Raw genomic sequence first — 23998 nt, 5'->3', positions numbered from 1 at the left:
CTCACCGCATGACGAAGAACCTCAGCCACCTCAGTGTCCTGGTCTCCGGCGCGAGCGTCGCCGGTCCCGCCCTCGCCCTGAACCTCGCGCGTCTCGGCGCGCGGGTCACCGTCGTCGAGAAGGCGCCCGCACTGCGCGGCGGCGGCTTCGCGGTCGACTTCCGCGGCCATGTCCACCGCACCGTCCTCACCGCCATGGGCATCTGGGACGAAGTCCACGCCCGCCAGACCCACATGGGCCGCCAGACCGTCGTCGACGCCGACGGCACCCCGTGCGTGGACCTGCCCGCCGAGCTGATGAGCGGCGATGTGGAGATCTTCCGCGGCGAGCTCGCGCAGATCATGTACGAGCGCACCAAGGACGACGTCGAGTACGTCTTCGGCGACTCGATCACCTCGCTCACCGAGGACGCGGACGGCGTCGGCGTCACCTTCGAGAAGGGCGCGCCCCGCCGCTTCGACCTCGTCGTCGGCGCGGACGGACTGCACTCCAACACCCGCCGCCTCGCCTTCGGCGACGAATCCCGGCACCTGCGCTTCTTCGACCACTACGTGGCCGGCTTCGACGTCCCCAACGACCTCGGCCTGATCCGCACCGGCCGGCTCTACAGCGAGCCCGGCCGCGCGGTCTGCATCGGCAACTACGACGGCGACCCGGACCGTGCGGGCGCGCTGCTGGTCTTCCGCTCCGAGGAGCTCTCGTACGACCGCCGTGACGTCACGGCGGTCAAGCGGATCCTGGCGGAGCGCTTCGCCGGGATGGGCTGGCAGACCCCGGCCGTCCTCAAGGCGCTGGAGGAGGCCGACGACGTGTACTTCGACGCGATCGCCCAGATCCACGTCGACCGCCTGACCAAGGGGCGGGTGGCGCTGCTCGGGGACGCCGGGTACGGGGCGACCATGGGCGGCACGGGCACGGGTGTGGCGATCGTCGGCGCGTATGTGCTGGCGGGTGAACTCGCCCTCGCGGGCGGCGACTTCCGCATCGCCTTCGCCGAGTACGAGACGCGCGTCCGGGACTTCGCCAAGGGCTGCCAGAAGATCTCCGGCAACGCGGGCCCGTTCTTCGCCCCGGCGACCGAGCGGCGCATCCGCAGCCGCGACCGGATGTACCGGATCCTCGCCTCCCGACCGCTGGCCCGCTTCTTCAAGCGGCTGACCGAGAAGGCGGCGACCGGGATCAAGCTGAGGGAGTACCCCTTCGAGAACCCCTGCTGAGAGCCCAGCCGTGGTCCACGGGCCCGATCCCGCCGCCGAGCGCGAAGCCGGCCGCGATCGCCCCGGTGACGTACTCCTTGGCCGTCGCCACGGCCTCCGGCACGGGCTGCCCCTTCGCGAGCTGCGACGCGATCGCGGACGCGAGGGTGCAGCCCGTGCCGTGCGTGTGCCGGTTGTCGTGGCGGGGAGCGCGCAGCCAGTGCTCCTCGGAGCCGTCGGTCAGCAGGTCCACCGCGTCACCGGCGAGATGACCGCCCTTGACGAGCACCCACGTGGGTCCGTACGACAGGACGGCCGCCGCGGCCTCGCGCAGGTCCGCCTCCGACTCGACCCGGACACCGGCGAGTTGGGCGACCTCGTCGAGGTTCGGCGTCGCCACCGTCGCGAGAGGCAGCAGCTTCGTCCGTACGGAGTCCAGCGCGGAGGCCGCCAGCAGCGGGTCCCCGTGCTTGGAGACGCCCACCGGGTCGACGACCGCCGGAACATCCGTCCCGCCGATCAACTCGGCCACGGCCTCGACGAGTTCGGCCGAGGACAGCATCCCGGTCTTGACCGCCTGGACGCCGATGTCGTCGACGACGCTGCGGTACTGCGCCCGCACCGCCTCCACCGGCAGCTCCCAAGCCCCTTGCACACCCAGCGAGTTCTGCGCGGTGACCGCCGTGACGACGCTCATGCCGTGCACACCAAGCGCGAGCATCGTCTTCAAGTCTGCCTGGATTCCCGCCCCTCCGCCGGAATCGGATCCCGCGACGGTCAGCACCCTGGGCGGCGCGTTCATGACTCGATGTCCCCGCCGAAGTGGTCCCAGCCGCCCTTGCTGGTCCACGGCGCCCCGTCCACCGTCACCTGGGGCAGCGCCGAGGGGTTGAGCACCTCGCCGATCACCTTCCAGCGGGCGGGCAGCTTCACGTCCGGCGGGAAGGTGGCGACGATGGCGTGGTCCTCTCCCCCGGTCAGCACCCACTGCATGGGGTCGACGCCGACGGCCTGACCGATGTCGTTCATCTGCGAGGGGATGTCGATCGCGCCGGAGCGGATGTCGATCCGCACCTTGCTGGCCTCGGCGATGTGCCCGAGATCGGCGATCAGGCCGTCGCTGACGTCGCACATCGCGGTCGCCCCCAGCCCCGCGGCGGCCGGACCCGCGTGGTACGGCGGCTCTGGACGCCGGTGCGCCTCCACGAAGGCGCGGGGCGAGCGGAATCCGCGGGAGAGCACGGCGTACCCGGCGGCGGACCAGCCGAGCCAGCCGGTGACGGCGACGCGGTCGCCGGGCTGGGCGCCGCCCCGGGTGATCGGCTCCTGGTTGCGCAGATCGCCGAGCGCGGTGATCGACACCATGATCGTGTCGCCTCGTACGACATCGCCGCCGACCACCGAGGCGCCCGCGACCTGGCACTCGTCGCGCAGCCCGTCCATGAGCTCGCTCGGCCAGGTGACCGGGAGTTCGGCCGGGACGACCAGGCCGAGCAGCAGCGCGGTCGGCACGGCACCCATCGCGGCGATGTCCGCGAGGTTCTGCGCGGCCGCCTTGCGCCCGACGTCGTAGGCGGTGGACCAGTCGCGGCGGAAGTGCCGCCCCTCCAGGAGGATGTCGGTGCTGGCCACGACCCTGCGGTCGGGCGCGGCGACCACCGCGGCGTCGTCGCCGGGGCCGACCCGGACCGCGGGGGTGGTGGTGAGACGGGAGGTGAGCTCCCTGATGAGCCCGAACTCCCCGAGCTCACCAACAGTGCCCTTCATTGCCCTTGCTCCCCTTCTGTCCCGTGCAGTTCCCGGTCGCGCGTCATCAGTGTCCTCGATACCGTCGAGGTGTCCGTCAACTTCTGTCGTGCCTGTGCCCCGGCGCGTGGACCCTGGCTCGCGCAGGTCTCCCCGCGGCGTGCGGCGACGCGATACCGTGGCGTTCCTTTTCCCCACATGATCCTCGTGGCCGCCCTGGAGGTTCCGTGGTACAGGCGTACATCCTGATCCAGACGGAGGTCGGCAAGGCGTCGACCGTCGCCGAGACGATCAGCAAGATCCCTGGAGTCATCCAGGCCGAGGACGTGACAGGACCTTATGACGTGATCGTGCGGGCCCAGGCGGACACCGTGGACGACCTCGGCCGCATGGTGGTCGCCAAAGTCCAGCAAGTGGACGGGATCACCCGCACCCTGACCTGCCCGGTCGTCCATCTGTAGCCCCCGTCTACCCTTGGCCGGTGAACTCCATCCGTCACCGGCGCCGACTCGTTCTCGGGCTGCCCGTCCTCGCCGCCGCACTGATCACGGCAACGGGCTGCTCCTCAGCAGACGACAGCGCCCGGGCCGCGGTTCCAGGCCCGGGCGCGAAGGTCACCAAGCTGTGTCAGAACCTGGACAAGGTGCTGCCGTCCAAGGCCGACGGCCAGGATCGCCGGGATCCCGAACCCGCCTCCGCGCTGACCGCGGGCTGGGGCGGCCCGGCGATCATACTGCGCTGCGGTGTCGAGCGGCCCGCCGAGATGTCCGACCCGGAGGCCGACGGCGTCGAGGTCGACGGAGTCGGCTGGCTGCTGCAGAAACAGACCGACGGCTCGTTCCGCTTCACCACCACGCTGCGCACCGCGTACGTGGAAGTGACCATCCCCAAGGGCCGTACGGCAGACGGCATGGCGCCGCTGGTCGACCTGGCTCCGGCAGTGAAGAAGGCGATCCCCGAGGGGATCGCCTCCTGACAGCGGCCTACCGACAACGGCCCACCGACAACGGCCTACGGCAACGGGCTGCGGTCAGCGCAGGCCCGTGGACCTGCGCAGCGCCGCCTCGATCAGCTGGTCCACCAGCTCGGGGTAACTGATCCCGCTCGCCTGCCACATCTGCGGGTACATCGAGATCGGGGTCATGCCGGGCATCGTGTTGATCTCGTTGATCACGAACTCGCCGTCCTCGGTGAGGAAGAAGTCCGCGCGCACCAGTCCCTCGCAGGACGCGGCCTCGAAGGCCGCCACCGCGAGCCGCTGCACCTCGGCGGTCTCCTCGGGCGTCAGCGGCGCCGGCACGATGCCGGGGGTCGAGTCGATGTACTTCGCCTCGAAGTCGTAGTACGCGTGCGTGTCCGGCGGCGGGATCTCCGAGGGCACGCTCGCGCGTGGACCGTCCTCGAAGTCCAGCACCCCGCACTCGATCTCGCGGCCGCGCAGCGCCGCCTCCACGAGGATCTTCGGGTCGTGCCGCTGGGCCTCGGCGATCGCGTCCCCGAGACCGGAGATGTCGTCGACCTTGGTGATGCCGATCGACGAGCCCGCGCGGGCGGGCTTCACGAAGAGCGGCCAGCCGTGCTCGCCCGCGAAGTCGACGATCTTCTTGCGGGCCGCCGCCTCGCCGCGCTCCCACTCGCGCGGCCTGATCACCACGTACGGGCCGACCTTGAGCCCGAAGGAGGTGAACACCCGCTTCATGTACTCCTTGTCCTGGCCGACGGCCGAGGCGAGCACACCCGAACCCACGTACGGGACGCCGGAGAGCTCCAGCAGGCCCTGAAGGGTGCCGTCCTCGCCGTAGGGGCCGTGCAGGACGGGGAAGACGACGTCGACCTCACCGAGCGCCTTGGGCACCGATCCGGGTTCGCTGTAGACGACTTCGCGGTTCCCGGGGTCGACGGGGAGCACCACACCGCCCTCGTCGGACTCGGCCAGCTCCTCGACGTCGGGGGTACGGCGGTCGGTGATCGCCATGCGGTCCGGTTCGTCGGCGGTGAGGGCCCAGCGGCCGTCCTTGGTGATGCCGATCGGCAGGACGTCGTACTTGGTCCGGTCGACGGCGCGCAGGACGGCCCCGGCGGTGACCACGGAGATCCCGTGTTCGGAGCTGCGCCCGCCGAACACGACGGCCACGCGCGGCTTGCGAGGCGGCTGCTCAGGGTTCTGGGGGAGGTTCTCGGTGCTCATATCGGGTTGAGAGTACCCGTTGGTAGTGCCCCAAGACAGCGTCCCACGGGGGGCGTCGCTCAGCGTCGTTCGGGCTTCGCGCTGCGCGACATCAGCTCCTTGACGGCGACCACCGGGGACTTGCCCTCGTGCACGATGGCGACGACCGTCTCGGTGATCGGCATGTCGACGCCGTGCCTGCGCGCCAGATCCAGCACGGACTCACAGGACTTGACGCCCTCGGCGGTCTGCCGGGTGACCGCGATGGTCTCCTGCAGGGTCATGCCCTTGCCGAGGTTGGTGCCGAAGGTGTGGTTGCGCGACAGCGGCGAGGAGCAGGTGGCCACCAGGTCGCCCAGACCCGCGAGTCCGGAGAAGGTCAGCGGGTCGGCGCCGAGCGCCATGCCGAGCCGGGTGGTCTCGGCGAGCCCGCGCGTGATGAGCGAGCCCTTCGCGTTGTCGCCGAGGCCCATGCCGTCCGCGATGCCGACGGCGAGCCCGATGACGTTCTTCACCGCACCGCCGAGCTCGCAGCCGACCACGTCCGTGTTGGTGTACGGCCGGAAGTACGGCGTGTGGCAGGCGGCCTGGAGCCGCTGGGCGACCGCCTCGTCGGTGCAGGCGACCACAGCGGCCGCCGGCATGCGGGCGGCGATCTCCCGCGCGAGGTTGGGCCCGGTGACGACGGCGATCCGGTCGGCGCGCACCTTGGCGACGTCCTCGATCACCTCGCTCATCCGCATGGCGGAGCCAAGTTCGACGCCCTTCATGAGCGACACCAGGACGGTGTCGGGGGCGAGCAGCGGTGCCCACTCGGCGAGGTTGCCGCGCAGCGTCTGCGAGGGGACCGCGAGGACGGCGAAGTCGGCGCCGCGCGCGGCCTCGGCTGCGTCCGTCGTCGCCCTTACGCCGCCCGGGAGTTCGACACCGGGAAGGTAGTCGGGGTTCGTACGCGTGGAGTTGACCGCTTCCGCGAGTTCCGCGCGCCGTCCCCACAGGGTGACCTCGCACCCCGCGTCGGCGAGCACCATGGCGAACGCCGTGCCCCACGAACCGGTGCCGAAGACGGCCGCCTTGACCGGCTTGCTCACGTGCTCTGCCCCTCTTCCTGCCCGGCGTTCTGCCGGTCGCCCTGCGACTGCGTCCTGCGTCGCTGCTCGATCCGCTCGCGCCGCGGGTCGTAGGGCGTCGCGGGCGCCTTCGCGCCGCGGATCTCCTCCAGCTGGCGGGTGATGGCGGCCATGATGACCTCGGTCGCCTCCTTCAGCAGCTCGGGAGTCATCTCCCGGTCGTAGAAGCGCGCGAGGTCGACGGGCGGGCCGGCGAGCACGTGATGGGTCTTGCGCGGGCGGAGGTTGGGCTTCTTCGCGTACGGCGGCAGCAGTTCGTTGGCGCCCCACTGCGCGATCGGGATCACCGGGCACCTGGTCGTCAGGGCGACGCGCGCGGCACCGGTCTTGCCGACCATGGGCCACTGGTCGGGGTCCCGGGTGATGGTGCCCTCGGGATAGAAGGCGACGCACTCGCCGCGCTCCACGGCGTCGATCGCGGCCCGGAAGGCGCTGAGCGCGTCCGTGGTCTCGCGGTAGACGGGGATCTGCCCGGTGCCGCGCATCGCGGCACCGACGAATCCCTTCTTGAAAAGGCCGCTCTTCGCCAGGAATCGCGGAACCCGCTTGGTGTTGTACTGATAGTGCGCGTACGCGAAGGGATCCACATGGGAATTGTGGTTCACCGCGGTGATAAATCCACCGTCGGCCGGAATGTGCTCCATTCCACGCCAGTCCCGCTTGATCAGAACCACCAACGGCGGTTTGCAGAGCACCGCGGCGAAGCGGTACCAGAAGCCGATTCTGCGGCGGGGCACGCGCGCACCTTCCTCTATGGGTCAAGAACCTCGGACCAGGAGCCGCACAAGTGTCACCCCAGGCCGCCGGTCTGTCGAGAACACCGTACGCCCCGACGGCGGCGCCGCCAGATGGCCGAGGTGACGGCTGAGTGACAATGGCCGCGACAAGAGAGGGACGGAACACCGGTGCAGTGGACCTTGGTCATACCCCTGAAACCCCTGACGCGGGCCAAGAGCAGGCTCGCGGACACTGCCGCCGACGGGCTGCGCCCGGGCCTCGCCCTCGCCTTCGCCCAGGACACCGTGGCGGCCGCGCTGGCCTGCCCGGCGGTGCGCGATGTGGCGGTCGTCACGGACGATTCCCTGGCCGGACGCGAGCTGTCCGCGCTGGGCGCCCGGATCGTCCCCGACGAACCCCGGGGCGGCCTCAACGCGGCGCTGGCGCACGGCGTGGGAGCGGTACGCACCACACGCCCCGAAAGTCCCGTCGCGACCCTGAACGCCGATCTTCCGGCACTACGCCCCCTGGAATTGCTCCGCGTACTGGACGCGGCCGCCGAATTCCCCCGCGCTTTTCTCGCCGATGCGGCCGCAATCGGCACCACCTTGCTGGCCGCCGCTCCCGCCCAGGAATTGCTCCCGGCATTCGGTCCCGATTCCCGCGCCCGCCACCGAGCCTCCGGAGCCGAGGAACTGATCCTCGACGCAGTCGATTCCGTACGCCAGGACGTCGACACCGGCGCAGACCTGCGGGCGGCATTGGCCCTGGGCGTGGGCCCCCGGACGGCAGCCTTGTCGGCGGGGCTGCTGATCCCGGAATCCTGAGAGCGCCCTGGGCCGCACTCCCCGGGCGGGTGGGGAACTGCGCGTCCGACCACGACGAATCCGCACCGGCACCGGACCGCAAGCCCCACAACAGGCCCCGAACCCAACCGCACATTAGGCTGGCCGTCATGCAGGCCACGGCGTACACCTACGACCCCAACACCCGCGACGGCAGCGTGCTGCTGGACGACGGCACCCCCGTCCCCTTCGACGCCGCGGCCTTCGACGCCGGAGGCCTCCGGCTGCTGCGCCCCGGGCAGCGCGTGCGCATCGAGCTGGAGGGCACCAAGGACAGCCCCCGCATCACGCTGGTGACGCTCCAGACCTTCTGAGGGCGCTCTGCGGACGTTCTGAGGCCGCTTTGAACCAACCCCGAACACGCCGCGGGCCGGGCTCCGATGAGGAGTCCGGCCCGGCGCGTGAGTGCCCCTGTGCCCTTACCGCTTACGGGCGGTGGCCTTCTTGGCGGTGGTCTTGCGAGCGGTCGACTTCTTGGCGGGGGCCTTCTTGGCCGTCGCCTTCTTCGCCGGAGCCTTCTTCGCGGTGGCCTTCTTGGCGGTGGTCTTCTTGGCCGCGGAGGTCTTCGCGGCGCCCGTGGCCTTCTTCGCCGTGGTCTTCTTCGCGGTCGACTTCTTGGCGGCGCCCGTGGCCTTCTTGGCCGTCGTCTTCTTCGCCGCGGTCTTCTTCGCCGTGGCCGGCGCGGCCTTCTTGGCGGTCGCCTTCTTCGCGGCGGCCTTCTTGACGGTCGCCGAAGCGCCACCGGTCAGGCTGCCCTTGGGCGCCTTCTTGACGGCGACCTCGCCGCCGCGCGGGAGCTTCTTCGAGCCGCTCACCAGGTCCTTGAAGCCCTGGCCCGCGCGGAAGCGCGGAACAGAGGTCTTCTTGACCCGAACCCGCTCGCCCGTCTGCGGGTTGCGGGCGTAGCGGGCCGGACGGTCGACCTTCTCGAACGAGCCGAAACCGGTGACCGAGACACGGTCTCCGGCAACGGTCGCGCGGACGATGGCGTCCAGGACCGCGTCGACAGCCTCGGCGGCCTGCTGACGGCCACCTACCTTGTCGGCAATCGCTTCTACGAGCTGCGCCTTGTTCACGTCTTCCCCTTCGGAGACATCGCCAGAACGAAAGTGTTCAAGCTTTTTCGCACGTTAGGCAGATATATACCGCAAATCAAACACGAAACGGGCTAATCACCCGTGCGCCGCAACGAACTCGACTGCTCCGGCTGCGTTCAGCGGTCCTCTTCAGGGATGCACCCCTTCTCCAGGTCCGTGTTGAACGCCTCCAGACGCCTTGCCGCGTCGGCGAGATCGTGCTTGGCCGCGGCCGTAATGACCAGCAGCTTCCGGGTCAGCGCCATCCGTACGCCCTCCGGGACTTGCAGTGCGCGCACTCGGGAGTGCGCTTCCTTCAGTCGGTCCGCGACTGCCGTGTAGAGCTCGAGTTGGCCGTCGTGTTCCATGCACAGATTGTGCCATCTGGGGCGAGTTGTCGCCTGCGGGGGTAGCAACTGATGCCTCAAACGGCCTTCCCGGCAAAGCCGGACGTGGTGTCCACAGAGCACGGCTACCCACACAACGGCCGTCGTAACGTGGGAAGTTGAGAGAAAAAGCAAGAGGGTTCCAAGCCGTTCGGGCCCAGAAACAGATGTACCCCCGATCGGGCCGATCGGGGGTACATCGGGGTGTTCCGGTGGCCGAAACCCGTCAGGTTCCGGCGCCGCGGACCGGCCTGGATCAGACCTTGAGCGTCCGCGGCTTGTACGACGGGCGCTTGGCCTCGTACGTGGCGATGTCCGCCTCGTTCTGGAGGGTGATGGAGATGTCGTCCAGCCCGTTCAGCAGCCGCCAGCGGGAGTTCTCGTCGAGCTCGAAGGGGGCGGTGATGCCCTCGGCGCGCACCTCGCGGGCCTCGAGGTCGACGGTGATCTCGGCCTGCGGGTCCTGCTCCGTGAGTTCCTGCAGCGCCTCCACGATCTTCTGCTCCAGAACGACCGTGAGCAGGCCGTTCTTCAGCGAGTTGCCGCGGAAGATGTCGGCGAAGCGGGACGAGATCACGGTCTTGAAGCCGTAGTTCTGCAGCGCCCACACCGCGTGCTCGCGGGAGGAGCCGGTGCCGAAGTCGGGGCCGGCGACCAGGACCGTGGCGCCCTGCCGCTCGGGGCGGTTGAGGATGAAGTTCCCGTCCTTGCGCCAGGCCTCGAACAACCCGTCCTCGAAACCGTCCCGGGTCACCTTCTTGAGCCAGTGAGCAGGGATGATCTGGTCGGTGTCGACGTTGGAGCGGCGCAGCGGGACGGCCCGGCCGGTGTGCGTGGTGAATGCTTCCATGACTCTCAGACTCCAGCGGGCGCGGGGGCGTCGGACAGGTCGGCGGGCGAGGCCAGGTGCCCCAGGACCGCGGTCGCGGCGGCGACCTGCGGCGAGACCAGGTGCGTACGACCGCCCTTGCCCTGCCGGCCCTCGAAGTTGCGGTTGGAGGTGGACGCGGAGCGCTCACCCGGGGCCAGCTGGTCCGGGTTCATGCCCAGGCACATCGAGCAGCCCGCGTGCCGCCATTCGGCGCCGGCCTCCTTGAAGACGACGTCCAGACCCTCGGAGACGGCCTGCAGGCCCACCCGCGCGGAGCCCGGGACGACCAGCATCCGTACACCGTCGGCGACTTTGCGGCCCTCGACGATCGCCGCCGCGGCACGCAGATCCTCGATACGGCCGTTGGTGCAGGAACCTACGAAGACGGTGTCCACGTCGATGGAGCGCAGCGGCTGCCCGGCCTCCAACCCCATGTATTCCAGGGCCTTTTCGGCGGCGAGGCGCTCCGAAGCGTCTTCGTACGAAGCCGGATCGGGGACGGACGCCGAAAGCGGCGCGCCCTGGCCGGGGTTGGTGCCCCAGGTGACGAACGGCGACAGCGCCGCGGCGTCGATGACGACCTCGGCGTCGAACTCGGCGTCCTCGTCCGTCTTCAGCGTCTTCCAGTACGCGACCGCGGCGTCCCAGTCCTCGCCCTCGGGAGCGTGGGCGCGGCCCTTGATGTACTCGAAGGTGGTCTCGTCCGGGGCGATCATGCCCGCGCGGGCACCGGCCTCGATCGACATGTTGCAGATGGTCATCCGGGCCTCCATCGAGAGCTTCTCGATGGCGGAGCCGCGGTATTCCAGGATGTAGCCCTGGCCGCCGCCCGTGCCGATCCGGGCGATGATCGCCAGGATCAGGTCCTTGGCGGTGACGCCCTCGGGCAGCTCGCCCTCGACCGTGATGGCCATGGTCCTGGGGCGGGCCAGCGGCAGCGTCTGGGTGGCCAGCACATGCTCCACCTGGGAGGTGCCGATGCCGAACGCCAGCGCGCCGAAGGCGCCGTGCGTGGAGGTGTGCGAGTCGCCGCAAACCACCGTCGTACCGGGCTGGGTCAGACCCAGCTGCGGGCCGACGACGTGCACCACGCCCTGCTCGACGTCGCCCAGCGGGTGCAGCCGTACACCGAAGTCGGCGCAGTTCTTGCGCAGCGTCTCCAGCTGGACCCGGGAGACCGGGTCTGCGATGGGCTTGTCGATGTCGAGGGTCGGGGTGTTGTGGTCCTCGGTCGCGATGGTGAGGTCGAGGCGGCGCACCTTGCGACCGTTGTGCCGCAGACCGTCGAAGGCCTGCGGGCTGGTCACCTCGTGCAGCAGGTGCAGATCGATGAAGAGGAGGTCGGGCTCGCCCTCGGCGCGCCGGACGACATGGTCGTCCCAGACCTTCTCCGCGAGTGTCCTACCCATCGCTTTCCCTTCGGCCGGCACGACGTCCACCGGCCTTGCTAGAGATCTTGAGGAGACGACGCCCGGCCCCATTTCACGGGCGCCCGCCACCGGACCCGTTCGGTCTGCGGGCCGCTATGCGTACAAGGGTTGCGCGTCTCACTGAAAAATGAACTTGCGTTTCACAGAGTGAGACGCGAGTATCGTTTCATGGACAACAGTAGCGGCGTCGGCGTTCTGGACAAGGCGGCCCTTGTCCTGAGCGCCCTGGAGTCCGGACCCGCCACCCTCGCAGGGCTGGTTGCGGCGACCGGACTGGCACGACCCACGGCCCACCGTCTGGCCGTGGCTCTGGAGCACCACCGCATGGTGGCGCGCGACATGCAGGGCCGTTTCATCCTCGGACCGCGCCTGGCCGAGCTGGCCGCGGCAGCCGGCGAGGACCGTCTCCTCGCGACGGCGGGCCCGGTGCTCACGCATCTGCGGGACATCACGGGCGAGAGCGCCCAGCTCTACCGCCGCCAGGGCGACATGCGCATCTGCGTCGCCGCGGCGGAGCGGCTGTCCGGACTGCGGGACACCGTCCCGGTCGGCTCGACGCTGACGATGAAGGCCGGTTCCTCCGCGCAGATCCTGATGGCCTGGGAGGAGCCGGAGCGGCTGCACCGGGGCCTGCAGGGCGCCCGGTTCACGGCCACCGCGCTCTCGGGCGTACGGCGCCGCGGCTGGGCCCAGTCCATCGGCGAGCGGGAGCCGGGCGTCGCGTCCGTCTCCGCTCCCGTGCGGGGCCCGTCCAACCGCGTGGTGGCCGCCGTCTCGGTCTCCGGCCCCATCGAGCGCCTGACGCGCCACCCGGGCCGTATGCACGCCCAGGCGGTCATCGACGCCGCCGGACGCCTCTCCGAGGCACTGCGCCGCACCGGCTGAGCGCCGGCAACCCCCATCGGACGTCGACGGGGAGGGCCCGCCTCAACGCCGCGGCAGACCCTCCCCGTCCCCCGAACCCCCCTGGCTCTCCGCTCAGCCCGCCTGCTTCTCTGCCGCGCCGGCCTCCGACCGGTGGGCGAAGCGGTCCTTGGCGTACCGTCCCCGCCGCTCGACGGGCACCTGCCCGTGCGCCTTCGCGAGCCCGAAGGCCGGCATGTCGAAGTAGATCGACTCGTACGACCCCTCGGGCACCACGTACGCCTCGTGCCACAGCCCCACGTGCCCGCGCACCTTCCCCGCCCGCTCCTTGCGGTTGACGATCCCCCACACCCGGTGATGGAACATCTCCGGCGAGCCCGCGTACGCGTAGAGCTTCTCCTTGGACTCCCAGTACTGGACGACGTAGTAGGTCCGCGGGGAGGCGGTCAGCAGTACATGCTCCAGCAGCCCGCGGCCGGGGTCCCGCTCGAGCTCCCGCAGCATGCGGATCATCGACACCATGACCGGCAGCCACTGGTGCACCGCCCGGAATCTGTTGACCCGCATGCCGATCAGCAGGACCACCACATCACCCTCGCCGTCCGCGGTCGTACGGCCCGGCACCGGCTTCGCGAACATGGTCGCCCTCCTTGCTCCGCCCGGTCGGATAGCGGCACTATCCTTCTGAATCGATGCTTGGATAGTCGCACTGACCAAGGAAGGGCGCAAGACATGCGGCTGAGGGAGCTCAGCGAGCGCAGTGGCGTGTCCACCGCGACGATCAAGTACTACCTGCGCGAAGGGCTGTTGGCGCCGGGCCGCCAGATCAACACGACGACGGCCGAGTACGACGAGGAGCATCTGCGCCGGTTGCGGCTGGTACGCGCGATGATCCAGGTCGGCGGTGTGCCGGTGGCGAAGGTGCGCGAGGTGCTCGGGCACGTGGACGACGACTCCCTCGGCCGTACGATCCGGATGGGCGCGGCGCTGTGGGCCCTGCCGCAGGTGCCCGAACCGGACGCGGAGGACGAGTACGTCCGCGACGCCGGCGAGGAGGCGGAACAGCTCCTCCAGGCGCTCGGCTGGACCAACGCCCAAGCCCTGATCACGATCTCGCCCGCCTACCGCAGGCTGGTGGTGTCGATCGCCGCGTTCCGCCGGCTCGGCTACGACTGGGAGACCGAACTCCTCATGTCCTACGCCCGGTTGATGCATCAGGCAGCGGTCCTGGACCTGGACTTCGTGGAGACGCACGGGTCGGAGGCCGAGAAGGTCGAGACGGCCGTCCTGGGCGTGATCCTCGCCCAGCCGATCCTCCAGGCGCTGCACCGGCTCGCACAGGAGGAGGAGTCGGCACGGCGCTACGGCTTCGGCTAGGGACCCGACAAGCCGGAGCCCGGACACGGCGAAGGCCCTCCGCTGCGAGCGAAGGGCCTTCGGTGTGTACCCCCGACCGGATTCGAACCGGCGCTACCGCCTTGAGAGGGCGGCGTGCTAGGCCGCTACACAACGGGGGCGAGGATCTTACGTTTCCGCAGATCCGAGCTGGTCTACCTGGACTCGAACCAAGACTAACTGAACCAGAATCAGCCGTGCTGCCAATTACACCATAGACCAATGTGGTTTAGACCAGTTTGTACCCCCGACCGGATTCGAACCGGCGCTACCGCCTTGAGAGGGCGGCGTGCTAGGCCGCTACACAACGGGGGCCCTAGCGATCCCGAGTCGATCAGGATCCGTACCCCCGACCGGATTCGAACCGGCGCTACCGCCTTGAGAGGGCGGCGTGCTAGGCCGCTACACAACGGGGGCGTTGCAGATGAGCTCTGCGAGCTGGCCTACCTGGACTCGAACCAAGACTAACTGAACCAGAATCAGTCGTGCTGCCAATTACACCATAGGCCACTGGAACGCAAGCCCCTGAGGGGATCTTGTTCTAGTTTGCTCCTCCGGTTCCGGCCCTTTCGGCCCGCTGCCCGGCGGCGCAGGAAGAACATTACCTGAAGGTGGACGGGGCTCCAAAACGGGTATCGGCGCCGAGCAGCGCGGGGAGTTCGGCGAGGGAGGCGATCCGGCGGGGGCCCGTACCGGCGCCGTCGCCGGTGTGCGCGCCGGAGCGGTCGATCCAGACCGACACCAGCCCGGCCTCGGCGGCACCGCGCCCGTCGATCTCCGGGTGGTCGCCGACGTACGCGACCTGGTGCGGGGCGAGTTCAAGGGCCTCGCAGGCGGCCAGGAAGGCGCCGGCCTCGGGCTTGGAGACGCCCAGTTCGGCGGCGCACAGGACGGCCTCGAAGCGGTCGTGCACACCGAGCATGCGCAGCTTGCGGTCCTGGACCGTGAGGCTGGAGTTGGACAGCACGGCGTGCCGGTGGCTGGTGGCGAGCGCGTCGAGGGCGGGCAGCACGTCCGGGAAGAGGGACCAGGTCGTCTCGTAGTGCGCGACGTAGCGCCGGAACCACGCGTCGGCCTCGGCGTCGGTCAGCTCCTCGCCCAGGAAGACCCGTACGCGGTCCCGGCGCTGGCCCTCGAAGGACACCTCGCCGGCGGAGAAGCGCGCCCACTGCTGATCGGTGACCGCCCGCCAGTGCGCGAGGGCCTGCTCCACGGTGCCGTACCCGTGGAGCAGGCCCTCGGCCGCCAGGTGTGCGCTCATTCCGGCGCGGTCCGCCGACGTGTAGTCGAACAGGGTGTCGTCCACGTCCCAGACGATGGCGTGGACCTGGGTGCCGCCGGCGCGCAGGGTCATGGACCGACCGTAACCCGGCGGGCGGACGGCGTGTCCGTCAGTTCACCGTGGTCGTGCCGGTCAGGGTCAGGCCGGGGGCCGGCTGCATCACCTGCGGGGCCCGTGCAACTGCCGCTCCACGAGCGGGAGTTGCACGACGACGAAGGGGCGGCACCGGTGATCCGGTGCCGCCCCTTCACGTGCCTGTGCGCTACGCGGCCAGCCTGGCCAGCGCCGCGTCGATGCGGGCCAGGGTCTTCTCCTTGCCCAGGACCTCCAGGGACTCGAAGAGGGGCAGGCCGACCGTACGGCCGGTGACCGCGACGCGGACCGGGGCCTGGGCCTTGCCGAGCTTGAGGCCGTGGGCCTCACCGGCGGCCAGGACGGCCTCCTTCAGGGCCTCCGCGGAGTTCCAGTCGGCCGACTCGAGCTTCTCGCGGGCCGTGACCAGCAGCGCGTCCGAGCCCTCCTTCATCGCCTTCGCCCAGCTCGCCTCGTCCAGGACCGGCTCGGCGAGGAACAGGAAGTCGACGTTGTCGGTGATCTCCGAGAGGACCCTCAGACGGGTCTGGGCGTGCGGGGCGATCGCCTGCCACCGGGACTCGTCGAAGTCCTCGGGCGCCCAGGGGGCGAACGGGGCCTGCAGCCACGGGCGGCAGCGCTCCGTGAAGTCCTTCACGTCCAGCAGCCGGATGTGGTCGCCGTTGATCGCCTCGCACTTCTTGAGGTCGAAGCGGGCCGGGTTGGGGTTCACGTCGCCGATGTCGAACGCCGCCACCATCTCCGCGATGCTGAAGATGTCCTGGTCCGCCGAGAGCGACCAGCCCAGCAGCGAGAGGTAGTTGAGCAGCCCCTCCGGCAGGAAGCCGCGCTCGCGGTAGAGGTTGAGCGAGGACTCCGGGTCACGCTTGGAGAGCTTCTTGTTGCCCTCGCCCATCACGTACGGCAGGTGGCCGAAGGCCGGGATCCGCCGCGCGACGCCCAGCTCGATCAGCGCCTTGTACAGGGCGATCTGGCGCGGGGTGGAGGAGAGCAGGTCCTCGCCGCGCAGGACGTGGGTGATCTCCATCAGGGCGTCGTCGACGGGGTTGACCAGCGTGTACAGCGGCGCGCCGTTCGCTCGTACGATCCCGTAGTCCGGCACGTTCTCCGGCGTGAACGTCAGCTCGCCGCGGACCAGGTCCGTGAAGGTGATCGTCTCGTCGGGCATGCGGAAGCGGACGATCGGGGTACGGCCCATGGCCTGGTACTCCTCGACCTGCTCCGCGCTCAGGTCGCGGCAGTGGCCGTCGTAGCCGGACGGCCTGCCGGCGGCGCGGGCGGCCTCGCGGCGGGTGTCCAGCTCCTCCTGGGAGCAGTAGCAGCGGTATGCGTGGCCGGCGTCCAGGAGCTTGCTCGCGACGTCGGCGTAGATGTCCATACGCTGCGACTGGCGGTACGGCGCGTGCGGGCCGCCGACCTCCGGGCCCTCGTCCCAGTCGAAGCCCAGCCAGCGCATCGAGTCGAGCAGCTGGCCGTAGGACTCCTCGGAGTCGCGGGCGGCGTCGGTGTCCTCGATGCGGAAGACCAGCGTGCCCTGGTGGTGCCGCGCGAACGCCCAGTTGAACAGGGCTGTGCGGACCAGGCCCACGTGCGGGTTTCCGGTCGGGGACGGACAGAATCGGACGCGAACGGGAGAGCCGGGTGCGCTAGCCACGCTTGACAACCTTGTTGGTGAGAGAGCCGATGCCTTCGATGGTGACGGCGACCTCGTCGCCGACGGTGAGCGGCCCGACGCCTGCCGGGGTGCCCGTGAGGATCACGTCGCCGGGGAGCAGCGTCATGGCCTCGGTGATGTTGACGATCAGATCCTCGATCGGGTGGATCATCTCGCTGGTGCGGCCGAGCTGGCGTTGCTCGCCGTTGACCGTGAGCTGGATGGTCAGGTCGCCCGCGGCGGCGAGATCGAGGCCGGTCTCCACCCACGGACCGAGCGGGCAGGAGCTGTCGAAGCCCTTGGCCCGCGCCCACTGCTTCTCGCGCTTCTGCACGTCACGCGCGGTGATGTCGTTGGCGCAGGTGTAGCCGAAGATCACGTCCTTGACGCGCTCGCGCGGGACCTCGCGGCACATGCGGCCGATGACCACGGCCAGTTCGGCCTCGTGGTGGAGGTCCTCGGTGAAGGACGGGTAGCGGATCTCGTCGCCGGGGCCGATCACCGAGGTCGACGGCTTGAAGAAGGCGAACGGGGCGTCGGGCACCTCGTTGCCCAGCTCGCGCGCGTGCTCCGCGTAGTTGCGGCCGAAGGCCACGACCTTGTTGGGGAGCACCGGCGGCAGCAGCCGGACCTTGCTCAGCGGGACCTTCGTGCCGGAGAGCTCGAAGTCCGCGAACGGAATGCCCTTGATGATGTCGAGGACGAGCTCGTCGGGCTTGTCACCCTCGACCGCGCCGAAGGCGACGTTCCCGTCGATGGAGAATCTGGCGATGCGCACGGGATACTTGCGCCCCTCACTGAGCCTGCTGGAGTCGGACGCTCCAGGCTAACGCGGCAGGGGGCCGCCCACGTGCGCATCACCGCGTGGGGGCGCCCTGAGTGATCGGCGCCCCGTACGCGTACTACTCGGCGACGGCGGCCGCGACCGGGACCTCTTCGAGGACGGTGCGCCTGGGGTTGGCGGTGTGCGTGGGAAGATCGACGGAGTGCTGCGGCTGCTGCGGGATCTGCAGTTCCTCGGTGCCCTCGAGGTGGGCGAGGGTCGTGCGCCGCGGGTTGGCTATGTTGTGGAACATCATCGTCGTCTTCACGGTTGTTCTGGGCCCTGTTCTCGGTCGGCGTTCTCGGTCGGCGGTCGGCATTTTCCTGCGTCTTGTAAAGCGCCAGGCTAGACGCGCCATTCCCCGGGGAAGTCCGATGAACCCCATGATGAGCATGTGAGTTTGCTCACTGAGTCGGGGACAAACCGGTCAATCCGGACCGGCAACCCACCCTGACCAAACGGACATTGGCCCCCTGAAGCCACCATTCCGCTCCTGATCATGGCGACTGGGACACCGCCCGCACCCGTACAACTCGCGGTCATACGCCCGTTTTGCGGGAGATCCCTCTCTACGGCTGGTGACTCCGCACTCACGTGGTGTCACCTACGTCACGGCATCACACGCGAACCTTGTTGGAGATCCTGCACTGTGCTGGAATGCCACGGACCGCCGCAGGATCGAGCCGGCGCACAGGGGGCGCAACGAGCGCCGAGTGACGGCGAGAAGGGGGAACCGGCGCCGGTCACTCACGACCACAGGGGGCGCATTCAGGGCGCCTTCCAGAACGCCGACACCGTGTTCTTCCGCTCGCGCGGAGGGGCGCCTGGTCCAGAGGTTGCGACGCTAGTGCAGGGACGTTTCAAGAGGGATGGCAGTGCTTCGGCGGAGCCGGAGCCGCACGGCGGGACTGGCCCCAATGTCGGCAGTTCCTCGCCCCAGCACGCCCAGAACCCGGGACCGGCGCCGTCCGGTGACGGCGGAGACCGCTCTGGGCGCCCCGGCCCGACGGCAGCGAACGGGACACCCGGCAACGCTGCCCCGGTGATCAAACCGCCCAAGGGCCCGAGCGGCCCCGGCTCGCGCGTGGCACTGCGCAACTGGCGCATCTCCACGCGTCTGGTGTCGCTGCTCGCGCTCCCGGTGGTGGCGGCCACCTCGCTGGGCGCGCTGCGCATCAGCAGCAACATGGACGACATCCAGCAGCTCGACAACATGAAGCTGCTGACGGACATGACCAAGCAGGCCACCGAGCTGGCCGCCGCGCTCCAGGAGGAGCGCGACCAGTCCGCCGGCCCGCTGGCGCACGGCTCCAAGGCGAGCGACTACACGGTCAAGGGCTACCGCGACAAGACGGACCGGGCCGAGCAGAACTTCAAGGACGCCGCCGAGCAGATCGACGTCTCCGGTAAGGACAACAACCTCCAGGGCGTCCGCGAGAGCCTCGTCAGTGTCGTCAGCGACCTGGGCACGCTGGAGAAGGTCCGCGCCGGCGCCTACGAGACCAAGCTCAACTCCTCGCAGACGGTCGAGTCGTACCACCGCCTCATCACGCACCTGCTGGACCTCTCGCAGGACATGGCGGAGGCCACCAGCAACCCCGAGATGATCCAGCGCACGCGCTCCCTGGCGGCCTTCTCGTCCGCCAAGGAGTACGCGTCCATCCAGCGCGCGGTCCTCGCGGCGGCCCTGCCCGCCAACAACACCTCCGTCGGCAAGCTCTCGGAGAACGACCGGCTCTACGCCCAGTCGGCGCTGCAGAGCCAGGGCTCGGAGCTGCGCAGCTTCAAGAGCATCTACGGCACGGACAGCGCGGCCGCCCTCCTCAAGCCCATCGAGGAGAACAACGCGACCATCAAGGCCACCGACACCTACGCCAGCCGCGCGCTGGCCGGTCAGGACGGCCTGCAGGACCTGCAGAAGCGCTCGTACCAGGACTGGGTCGACGACAGCTCGACCAAGATCGAGCAGATGCAGAAGATCGAGCACACACTGCTTGAGGACATGGAGCAGAAGGCCCGCGAGCTGCGTGCCGCCTCCGAGCGCGAGGCGATCATCTCCGGTGCGCTGATCCTGCTCGTGCTCGGTGTCTCGCTAGTCGGCGCCTTCGTCATCGCCCGGTCCATGATCCGCTCGCTGCGCCGGCTCCAGGAGACCGCCAACAAGGTCGCCCAGGACCGCCTGCCCGAGCTGGTCAAGCAGCTGTCGGAGTCGGACCCGCAGGACGTCGACACCTCCGTCGAGTCGGTCGGTGTGCACTCCCGGGACGAGATCGGCCAGGTGGCCGCGGCCTTCGACGACGTCCACCGCGAGGCGGTCCGCCTCGCCGCCGAGCAGGCCCTGCTGCGGGGCAACGTCAACGCGATGTTCACCAACCTCTCGCGCCGCTCCCAGGGCCTCATCCAGCGTCAGCTCTCGCTCATCTCCGAACTGGAGTCCCGCGAGGCCGACCCGGACCAGCTGTCCTCGCTGTTCAAGCTCGACCACCTCGCGACGCGTATGCGCCGTAACGGTGAGAACCTCCTCGTCCTCGCCGGTGAGGAGCCCGGCCGCCGCTGGACCCGCCCGGTCCCGCTGGTCGACGTGCTCCGCGCCGCCGCGTCCGAGGTGGAGCAGTACGAGCGCATCGAGCTGGCCGCCGTGCCGACCACCGAGGTGGCCGGCCGCGTGGTCAACGACCTCGTGCACCTCCTCGCCGAGCTGCTCGAGAACGCGACCTCCTTCTCCTCGCCGCAGACCAAGGTCAAGGTCACCGGTCACGCGCTGCCCGACGGCCGCGTGCTGATCGAGATCCACGACACCGGCATCGGCCTCTCCCCCGAGGACCTCGCGGCGATCAACGAGCGGCTCGCCTCGCCGCCCACCGTGGACGTGTCGGTCTCCCGACGCATGGGTCTGTTCGTGGTCGGCCGTCTGTCGCAGCGCCACGGCATCCGCATCCAGCTGCGCCCGTCCGACTCCGGTGGCACGACCGCGCTGGTCATGCTGCCCGTGGACGTCGCCCAGGGCGGCAAGAAGCCGCAGGGCAAGCCCGGTCAGGGCGCCGGCAACGCCGGAGGCCCCGCCGCCGCGCAGGCCGCGGCCGGTGTGGCCGCGGCCCGGCGCCAGGCGAACGGCGCCGGTGCTCCGGGCGGTGGCGCCCTCGGCGCCGGTGCGTCGTCCGGCGGTGGCCGGCTCGGGGCCGGTCAGGGGCCGCGGGCCGCGCTGCCGGGCGCCGGTGGTCCGGGCGGTGGCCGTCCGGGTGCTCCGGGCGGAGCGCGTGGACCGCAGTCCCCCGCCGCGCCGCCGCAGGGCCGGCCGGCTCCCGCGGGCGCCGCGTTCGGCCAGGCGCCGGGCGCACCGCAGGGCCTGCAGGCCGGTTCGGACCAGGACAGCTTCGGCGGCGCTCGTGGCGCCTCCCCCAGCCTCGATCAGACTCGGCCCGGGGGACCCCCGTCGCCGCAGTCCCAGGCTCCCGCGGGCGAGCAGCCGGGTACCGGCCGTCGTGGCCGTCGCCCGCAGCTGCCGGGCCGTGGCGGTCCGCGTGCCGAACTGCCGGGCAGCAACCAGCAGCCGCGTCCGAGCTGGAGCGACGAGAACGCGCAGCCGCCGGTGCCGCGTGCCTCGCTCGACACCCCTCGCGGTCACGACGAGACCTCCCGGATGCCGCGCTTCGACGACCGTCAGGGCCCCGGCTCGACGTCGGAGATGCCGGCCGTCCCGCGGGGCGAGGACCGGCAGAACTCGACCTCGGAGTTCCCCCGTCCCGACTTCGGCGCCCCGGCGCCGGCCGCCCCGCAGCAGCCGGGCCCGTACGGGCAGCAGGACTTCGGTGCGCCGCAGGCCCCGAACGGTTCGCAGGACCAGGGCCAGTTCGTCCGGCCTGACGTCTTCGGCTCTCCGGCCGGCCAGAACAACCACGGCAACGCGAACAACCCGAACAGCCCTGCCAACACGGGCCAGTTCGCGATCCCGCAGGCTTACGACGCGGGTTCCACAGGCCAGTTCGCCACGCCGGGCTACGACAACGGCTCCACCGGGCAGCACAACCTGCCGGGCCGTCAGAACCCCGCCGACAGCGGGCAGTTCGAGCGTCCGCAGGTGAACGGCAACCACGGCGACTTCGGTGCCCCGCGGCAGCCGGTCCCGCCGCGGCCGCAGCAGCGGCCCGCCCGCCAGGAGCCCGAGGCGCTGCCGCCGGCATCCGGCCCGGGCGACGGCCGTACGCCGCTGTACGACACGCTGGAGACCAACTGGTTCCGCGGCCAGGCGGGCGGTCAGCAGAGCAACGGCTCCGCCCCGCAGCAGCAGCCGCAGGCACCGGCCTCTCCCGCGGCGCCGCAGCGCTCCACCGGTGCGCAGCAGCCCGCCACCTCTTCCTGGCGCGCCTCGCCGAACGACGACCTCGTCCGGCAGGCGGAGCGCGTAAGGCAGCCGGCCGCGGGCGGTGTCACCACCTCCGGCCTGCCGCGCCGGGTGCCCCGGGCGAACCTCGTCCCGGGCACGGCTCAGCAGCAACAGCACCAGTCCGGTCCGCAGGTCTCGCGTTCGCCTGATGACGTTCGCGGCCGGCTGACCAATCTCCGTCGGGGTATCGCGCAGGGTCGCCAGGCCGGCACAGGCCAGACGGGCAGTTTCCCGAGCCCCACTCACCAGCAGGAGCGTTAGTTGAGCCAGATGAGCCAGGCGGCACAGAATCTCAACTGGTTGATCACCAACTTCGTGGACAACACCCCGGGTGTGTCCCACACCGTCGTCGTGTCCGCCGACGGTCTTCTTCTGGCGATGTCGGAAGGCTTCCCCCGTGACCGCGCCGATCAGCTGGCGGCCGTCGCGTCCGGTCTCACCTCGCTGACGGCCGGGGCCTCCCGGATCTTCGAGGGCGGCAACGTGGCGCAGACGGTCGTCGAGATGGAGCGGGGCTTCCTCTTCCTCATGTCCGTCTCGGACGGCTCGTCCCTCGCCGTGCTCGCTCACCCCGAGTGCGACATCGGCCTGGTCGGCTACGAGATGGCGCTGCTGGTCGACCGCGCGGGCGCTGTGCTCACGCCCGACCTGCGCGCCGAACTGCAAGGCAGTCTGCTCCACTGAACCCCACCGGCACCACCCGTCTCACCAAATCACCGTCCGGCCGCCACAATCCCCCCATCGGCCCCAACGACGGCACGCTGACCGACTTGCTGTCCCGCCCGGAGGATTCATGACCCCGCCCACCGCCTCTCATGATCCGTACGCGGAGCCGTACGAGGATGAGGGCGACCAGCCGCTGGTACGTCCGTACGCGATGACCGGTGGCCGGACGCGGCCGCGCTACCAGCTCGCCATCGAGGCGCTGATCAGCACGACTGCCGACCCGGCAGCGCTCATGGGGCTGCTCCCGGAGCATCAGCGCATCTGCCACCTGTGCCGTGAGGTCAAGTCGGTGGCCGAGGTGTCGGCGCTTCTGGCCATGCCGCTGGGTGTGGCCCGCATTCTCGTCGCGGACCTGGCCGAGGCCGGGCTTGTCGCCATCCACCAGCCGGGTGGCGACGAGGCAACCGGTGCACCGGACGTGACCCTGCTCGAAAGGGTGCTCAGTGGACTTCGCAAGCTCTGACGGAGGGCGGGCGACCACCTCCGCGAAGATCGTGGTGGCGGGTGGCTTCGGCGTCGGCAAGACCACGTTCGTGGGCGCCGTCTCCGAGATCAACCCGCTGCGCACGGAGGCCGTCATGACGTCCGCCAGCGCGGGCATCGACGACCTCACCCACACCGGGGACAAGACGACCACCACGGTCGCCATGGACTTCGGCCGCATCACCCTGGACCAGGACCTGATCCTGTACCTCTTCGGTACGCCCGGTCAGGACCGCTTCTGGTTCATGTGGGACGACCTGGTCCGCGGCGCGATCGGCGCGGTGGTGCTCGTGGACACCCGGCGCCTGGCCGACTGCTTCCCCGCGGTCGACTACTTCGAGAACAGCGGACTGCCGTTCGTCGTGGCCCTGAACGGCTTCGACGGGCACCAGCCCTACGCTCCCGAGGAGGTGCGCGAGGCCCTGCAGATCGGGCCCGACACCCCCATCATCACGACCGACGCACGCCACCGGGCCGACGCCAAGAGCGCACTCATCACGCTGGTGGAGCACGCACTGATGGCACGGCTTCGGTAGATCAATTCCAAATCAGTGATGATGTACGGCAGTTGTCGTAGACAAGCCGGAGCCGACTGTGTCCTTTGACACGGTCGGCCCCGGTGTTCATAACGTTTCGGCAGTGGAATCGAGTGGTACGGCCACGCGTCGTTGCCAACCGGTGTCGCTGCGCACACACAGGCCCCGTCTTTTGACGGGGCTCGCTCTTTATG

At 70.1% G+C, this 23998-nt stretch carries 25 protein-coding genes and 5 tRNA genes; 11 read left to right on the top strand and 19 right to left on the bottom strand.

Annotated elements, in window-relative coordinates; genetic code table 11:
• Nucleotides 1-8: 8 nt before the first annotated feature.
• The gene (locus tag ACGFYN_RS17665; protein ID WP_393866716.1) at nucleotides 9-1217 is read left to right on the top strand and encodes an FAD-dependent monooxygenase; all 1209 of its coding nucleotides are present in this window, start codon (nucleotides 9-11) and stop codon (nucleotides 1215-1217) included.
• Here ACGFYN_RS17665 and thiD read toward each other — a convergent pair.
• A complete protein-coding gene (gene thiD / locus ACGFYN_RS17660) occupies nucleotides 1180-1998 on the bottom strand; it encodes a bifunctional hydroxymethylpyrimidine kinase/phosphomethylpyrimidine kinase (RefSeq protein ID WP_393866715.1) in 819 nt (272 codons plus the stop codon). The two genes, ACGFYN_RS17665 and thiD, sit on opposite strands and share 38 nt — an antisense overlap.
• Nucleotides 1995-2963, bottom strand: coding sequence for a thiamine-phosphate kinase (locus ACGFYN_RS17655; protein WP_393866714.1), 969 nt, complete (start codon nucleotides 2961-2963; stop codon nucleotides 1995-1997). The genes thiD and ACGFYN_RS17655 overlap by 4 nt, the downstream gene beginning before the upstream one ends.
• A gap of 206 nt (nucleotides 2964-3169) precedes the next feature.
• Between ACGFYN_RS17655 and ACGFYN_RS17650 the strand changes: the two genes are divergently transcribed.
• Together ACGFYN_RS17650 and ACGFYN_RS17645 are read left to right on the top strand one after the other, a co-directional pair.
• Nucleotides 3170-3403, top strand: a complete 234-nt coding sequence (locus ACGFYN_RS17650; protein WP_003997603.1) for an Lrp/AsnC family transcriptional regulator — start codon at nucleotides 3170-3172, stop codon at nucleotides 3401-3403.
• A 20-nt stretch (nucleotides 3404-3423) separates the two neighbouring features.
• The gene (locus tag ACGFYN_RS17645; protein WP_393866713.1) at nucleotides 3424-3918 is read left to right on the top strand and encodes a DUF3515 domain-containing protein; all 495 of its coding nucleotides are present in this window, start codon (nucleotides 3424-3426) and stop codon (nucleotides 3916-3918) included.
• 54 nt (nucleotides 3919-3972) lie between these two features.
• Here ACGFYN_RS17645 and ACGFYN_RS17640 read toward each other — a convergent pair whose 3' ends face one another.
• From ACGFYN_RS17640 to ACGFYN_RS17630, 3 genes are read right to left on the bottom strand one after another with little or no spacing between them, the layout of a single operon-like run.
• Nucleotides 3973-5130: a D-alanine--D-alanine ligase family protein gene (locus tag ACGFYN_RS17640; protein WP_393866712.1), complete on the bottom strand. Its 1158-nt coding sequence runs from the start codon at nucleotides 5128-5130 to the stop codon at nucleotides 3973-3975.
• 59 nt (nucleotides 5131-5189) lie between these two features.
• Entirely contained in the window at nucleotides 5190-6200 is a 1011-nt protein-coding gene (locus ACGFYN_RS17635; protein WP_393866711.1) for an NAD(P)H-dependent glycerol-3-phosphate dehydrogenase, read from the bottom strand.
• A complete protein-coding gene (locus tag ACGFYN_RS17630; RefSeq protein WP_393866710.1) occupies nucleotides 6197-6976 on the bottom strand; it encodes a lysophospholipid acyltransferase family protein in 780 nt (259 codons plus the stop codon). Before ACGFYN_RS17630 ends, ACGFYN_RS17635 begins: the two co-directional genes overlap by 4 nt.
• A 168-nt stretch (nucleotides 6977-7144) precedes the next feature.
• On the opposite strand from ACGFYN_RS17630, the gene cofC reads away from it, so the two are divergent.
• Complete coding sequence (gene cofC, locus ACGFYN_RS17625; RefSeq protein ID WP_393866709.1) at nucleotides 7145-7783, top strand: 2-phospho-L-lactate guanylyltransferase; 639 nt, start codon at nucleotides 7145-7147, stop codon at nucleotides 7781-7783.
• A 128-nt stretch (nucleotides 7784-7911) separates the two neighbouring features.
• Nucleotides 7912-8115: a hypothetical protein gene (locus tag ACGFYN_RS17620; RefSeq protein ID WP_393866708.1), complete on the top strand. Its 204-nt coding sequence runs from the start codon at nucleotides 7912-7914 to the stop codon at nucleotides 8113-8115.
• 105 nt (nucleotides 8116-8220) lie between these two features.
• Here the strand turns inward: ACGFYN_RS17620 and ACGFYN_RS17615 are convergent, their stop codons facing one another.
• The 4 genes from ACGFYN_RS17615 to leuC form a co-directional block, all read right to left on the bottom strand.
• The gene (locus ACGFYN_RS17615; protein WP_393866707.1) at nucleotides 8221-8877 is read right to left on the bottom strand and encodes an HU family DNA-binding protein; all 657 of its coding nucleotides are present in this window, start codon (nucleotides 8875-8877) and stop codon (nucleotides 8221-8223) included.
• 137 nt (nucleotides 8878-9014) lie between these two features.
• Nucleotides 9015-9245, bottom strand: coding sequence for a hypothetical protein (locus ACGFYN_RS17610; protein WP_384269038.1), 231 nt, complete (start codon nucleotides 9243-9245; stop codon nucleotides 9015-9017).
• Nucleotides 9246-9519: 274 nt separating this feature from the next.
• Nucleotides 9520-10113 carry a 3-isopropylmalate dehydratase small subunit gene (gene leuD / locus ACGFYN_RS17605; RefSeq protein ID WP_393866706.1) on the bottom strand — a complete coding sequence of 198 codons (594 nt, stop codon included), beginning with the start codon at nucleotides 10111-10113 and terminating at the stop codon, nucleotides 9520-9522.
• A gap of 5 nt (nucleotides 10114-10118) precedes the next feature.
• Nucleotides 10119-11543, bottom strand: a complete 1425-nt coding sequence (gene leuC / locus ACGFYN_RS17600; protein ID WP_393866705.1) for a 3-isopropylmalate dehydratase large subunit — start codon at nucleotides 11541-11543, stop codon at nucleotides 10119-10121.
• Between the two features lie 189 nt (nucleotides 11544-11732).
• On the opposite strand from leuC, the gene ndgR reads away from it, so the two are divergent.
• Nucleotides 11733-12449, top strand: a complete 717-nt coding sequence (gene ndgR / locus ACGFYN_RS17595) for an IclR family transcriptional regulator NdgR (protein ID WP_028806673.1) — start codon at nucleotides 11733-11735, stop codon at nucleotides 12447-12449.
• Nucleotides 12450-12542: 93 nt separating this feature from the next.
• Here the strand turns inward: ndgR and ACGFYN_RS17590 are convergent, their stop codons facing one another.
• Nucleotides 12543-13067 carry a DUF4188 domain-containing protein gene (locus tag ACGFYN_RS17590; RefSeq protein WP_393866704.1) on the bottom strand — a complete coding sequence of 175 codons (525 nt, stop codon included), beginning with the start codon at nucleotides 13065-13067 and terminating at the stop codon, nucleotides 12543-12545.
• Between the two features lie 93 nt (nucleotides 13068-13160).
• On the opposite strand from ACGFYN_RS17590, the gene ACGFYN_RS17585 reads away from it, so the two are divergent.
• Nucleotides 13161-13805 (top strand): MerR family transcriptional regulator, encoded by a 645-nt coding sequence (locus ACGFYN_RS17585; protein ID WP_393866703.1) that lies wholly within the window; start codon nucleotides 13161-13163, stop codon nucleotides 13803-13805.
• Between the two features lie 67 nt (nucleotides 13806-13872).
• On the opposite strand, the gene ACGFYN_RS17580 is transcribed toward ACGFYN_RS17585, so the two are convergent.
• From ACGFYN_RS17580 to ACGFYN_RS17540, 9 genes are all read right to left on the bottom strand, one after another.
• Nucleotides 13873-13945, bottom strand: a tRNA-Glu gene (locus ACGFYN_RS17580).
• A gap of 28 nt (nucleotides 13946-13973) precedes the next feature.
• Nucleotides 13974-14045, bottom strand: a tRNA-Gln gene (locus ACGFYN_RS17575).
• A gap of 20 nt (nucleotides 14046-14065) precedes the next feature.
• Nucleotides 14066-14138, bottom strand: a tRNA-Glu gene (locus ACGFYN_RS17570).
• A 29-nt stretch (nucleotides 14139-14167) separates the two neighbouring features.
• Nucleotides 14168-14240, bottom strand: a tRNA-Glu gene (locus tag ACGFYN_RS17565).
• A 21-nt stretch (nucleotides 14241-14261) separates the two neighbouring features.
• Nucleotides 14262-14333 (bottom strand) — tRNA-Gln (locus ACGFYN_RS17560).
• A gap of 91 nt (nucleotides 14334-14424) precedes the next feature.
• The gene (locus ACGFYN_RS17555; protein ID WP_393866702.1) at nucleotides 14425-15177 is read right to left on the bottom strand and encodes an HAD family hydrolase; all 753 of its coding nucleotides are present in this window, start codon (nucleotides 15175-15177) and stop codon (nucleotides 14425-14427) included.
• Nucleotides 15178-15367: 190 nt separating this feature from the next.
• Complete coding sequence (gene gltX / locus ACGFYN_RS17550) at nucleotides 15368-16852, bottom strand: glutamate--tRNA ligase (protein WP_393866701.1); 1485 nt, start codon at nucleotides 16850-16852, stop codon at nucleotides 15368-15370.
• Nucleotides 16845-17630, bottom strand: a complete 786-nt coding sequence (locus ACGFYN_RS17545) for a fumarylacetoacetate hydrolase family protein (RefSeq protein ID WP_393866700.1) — start codon at nucleotides 17628-17630, stop codon at nucleotides 16845-16847. Before ACGFYN_RS17545 ends, gltX begins: the two co-directional genes overlap by 8 nt.
• A 124-nt stretch (nucleotides 17631-17754) precedes the next feature.
• The gene (locus ACGFYN_RS17540) at nucleotides 17755-17943 is read right to left on the bottom strand and encodes a hypothetical protein (RefSeq protein WP_393866699.1); all 189 of its coding nucleotides are present in this window, start codon (nucleotides 17941-17943) and stop codon (nucleotides 17755-17757) included.
• Between the two features lie 579 nt (nucleotides 17944-18522).
• On the opposite strand from ACGFYN_RS17540, the gene ACGFYN_RS17535 reads away from it, so the two are divergent.
• The 4 genes from ACGFYN_RS17535 to ACGFYN_RS17520 all read left to right on the top strand — a co-directional run bounded on the left by ACGFYN_RS17535 (nucleotide 18523) and on the right by ACGFYN_RS17520 (nucleotide 23804).
• Nucleotides 18523-22320, top strand: coding sequence for a nitrate- and nitrite sensing domain-containing protein (locus ACGFYN_RS17535; protein ID WP_393866698.1), 3798 nt, complete (start codon nucleotides 18523-18525; stop codon nucleotides 22318-22320).
• A 9-nt stretch (nucleotides 22321-22329) separates the two neighbouring features.
• A complete protein-coding gene (locus ACGFYN_RS17530; RefSeq protein ID WP_003973453.1) occupies nucleotides 22330-22743 on the top strand; it encodes a roadblock/LC7 domain-containing protein in 414 nt (137 codons plus the stop codon).
• 109 nt (nucleotides 22744-22852) lie between these two features.
• Nucleotides 22853-23248, top strand: coding sequence for a DUF742 domain-containing protein (locus tag ACGFYN_RS17525; protein WP_393866697.1), 396 nt, complete (start codon nucleotides 22853-22855; stop codon nucleotides 23246-23248).
• A complete protein-coding gene (locus ACGFYN_RS17520; protein ID WP_058922977.1) occupies nucleotides 23229-23804 on the top strand; it encodes an ATP/GTP-binding protein in 576 nt (191 codons plus the stop codon). The genes ACGFYN_RS17525 and ACGFYN_RS17520 overlap by 20 nt, the downstream gene beginning before the upstream one ends.
• The last annotated feature ends 194 nt before the right edge of the window (nucleotides 23805-23998 follow it).

The organism is Streptomyces sp. NPDC048419 (assembly GCF_043200415.1).
Taxonomy (GTDB): domain Bacteria; phylum Actinomycetota; class Actinomycetes; order Streptomycetales; family Streptomycetaceae; genus Streptomyces.
Note: the sequence above shows the minus strand (reverse complement) of the source record. Positions and strands in the feature narration are given on the sequence as shown.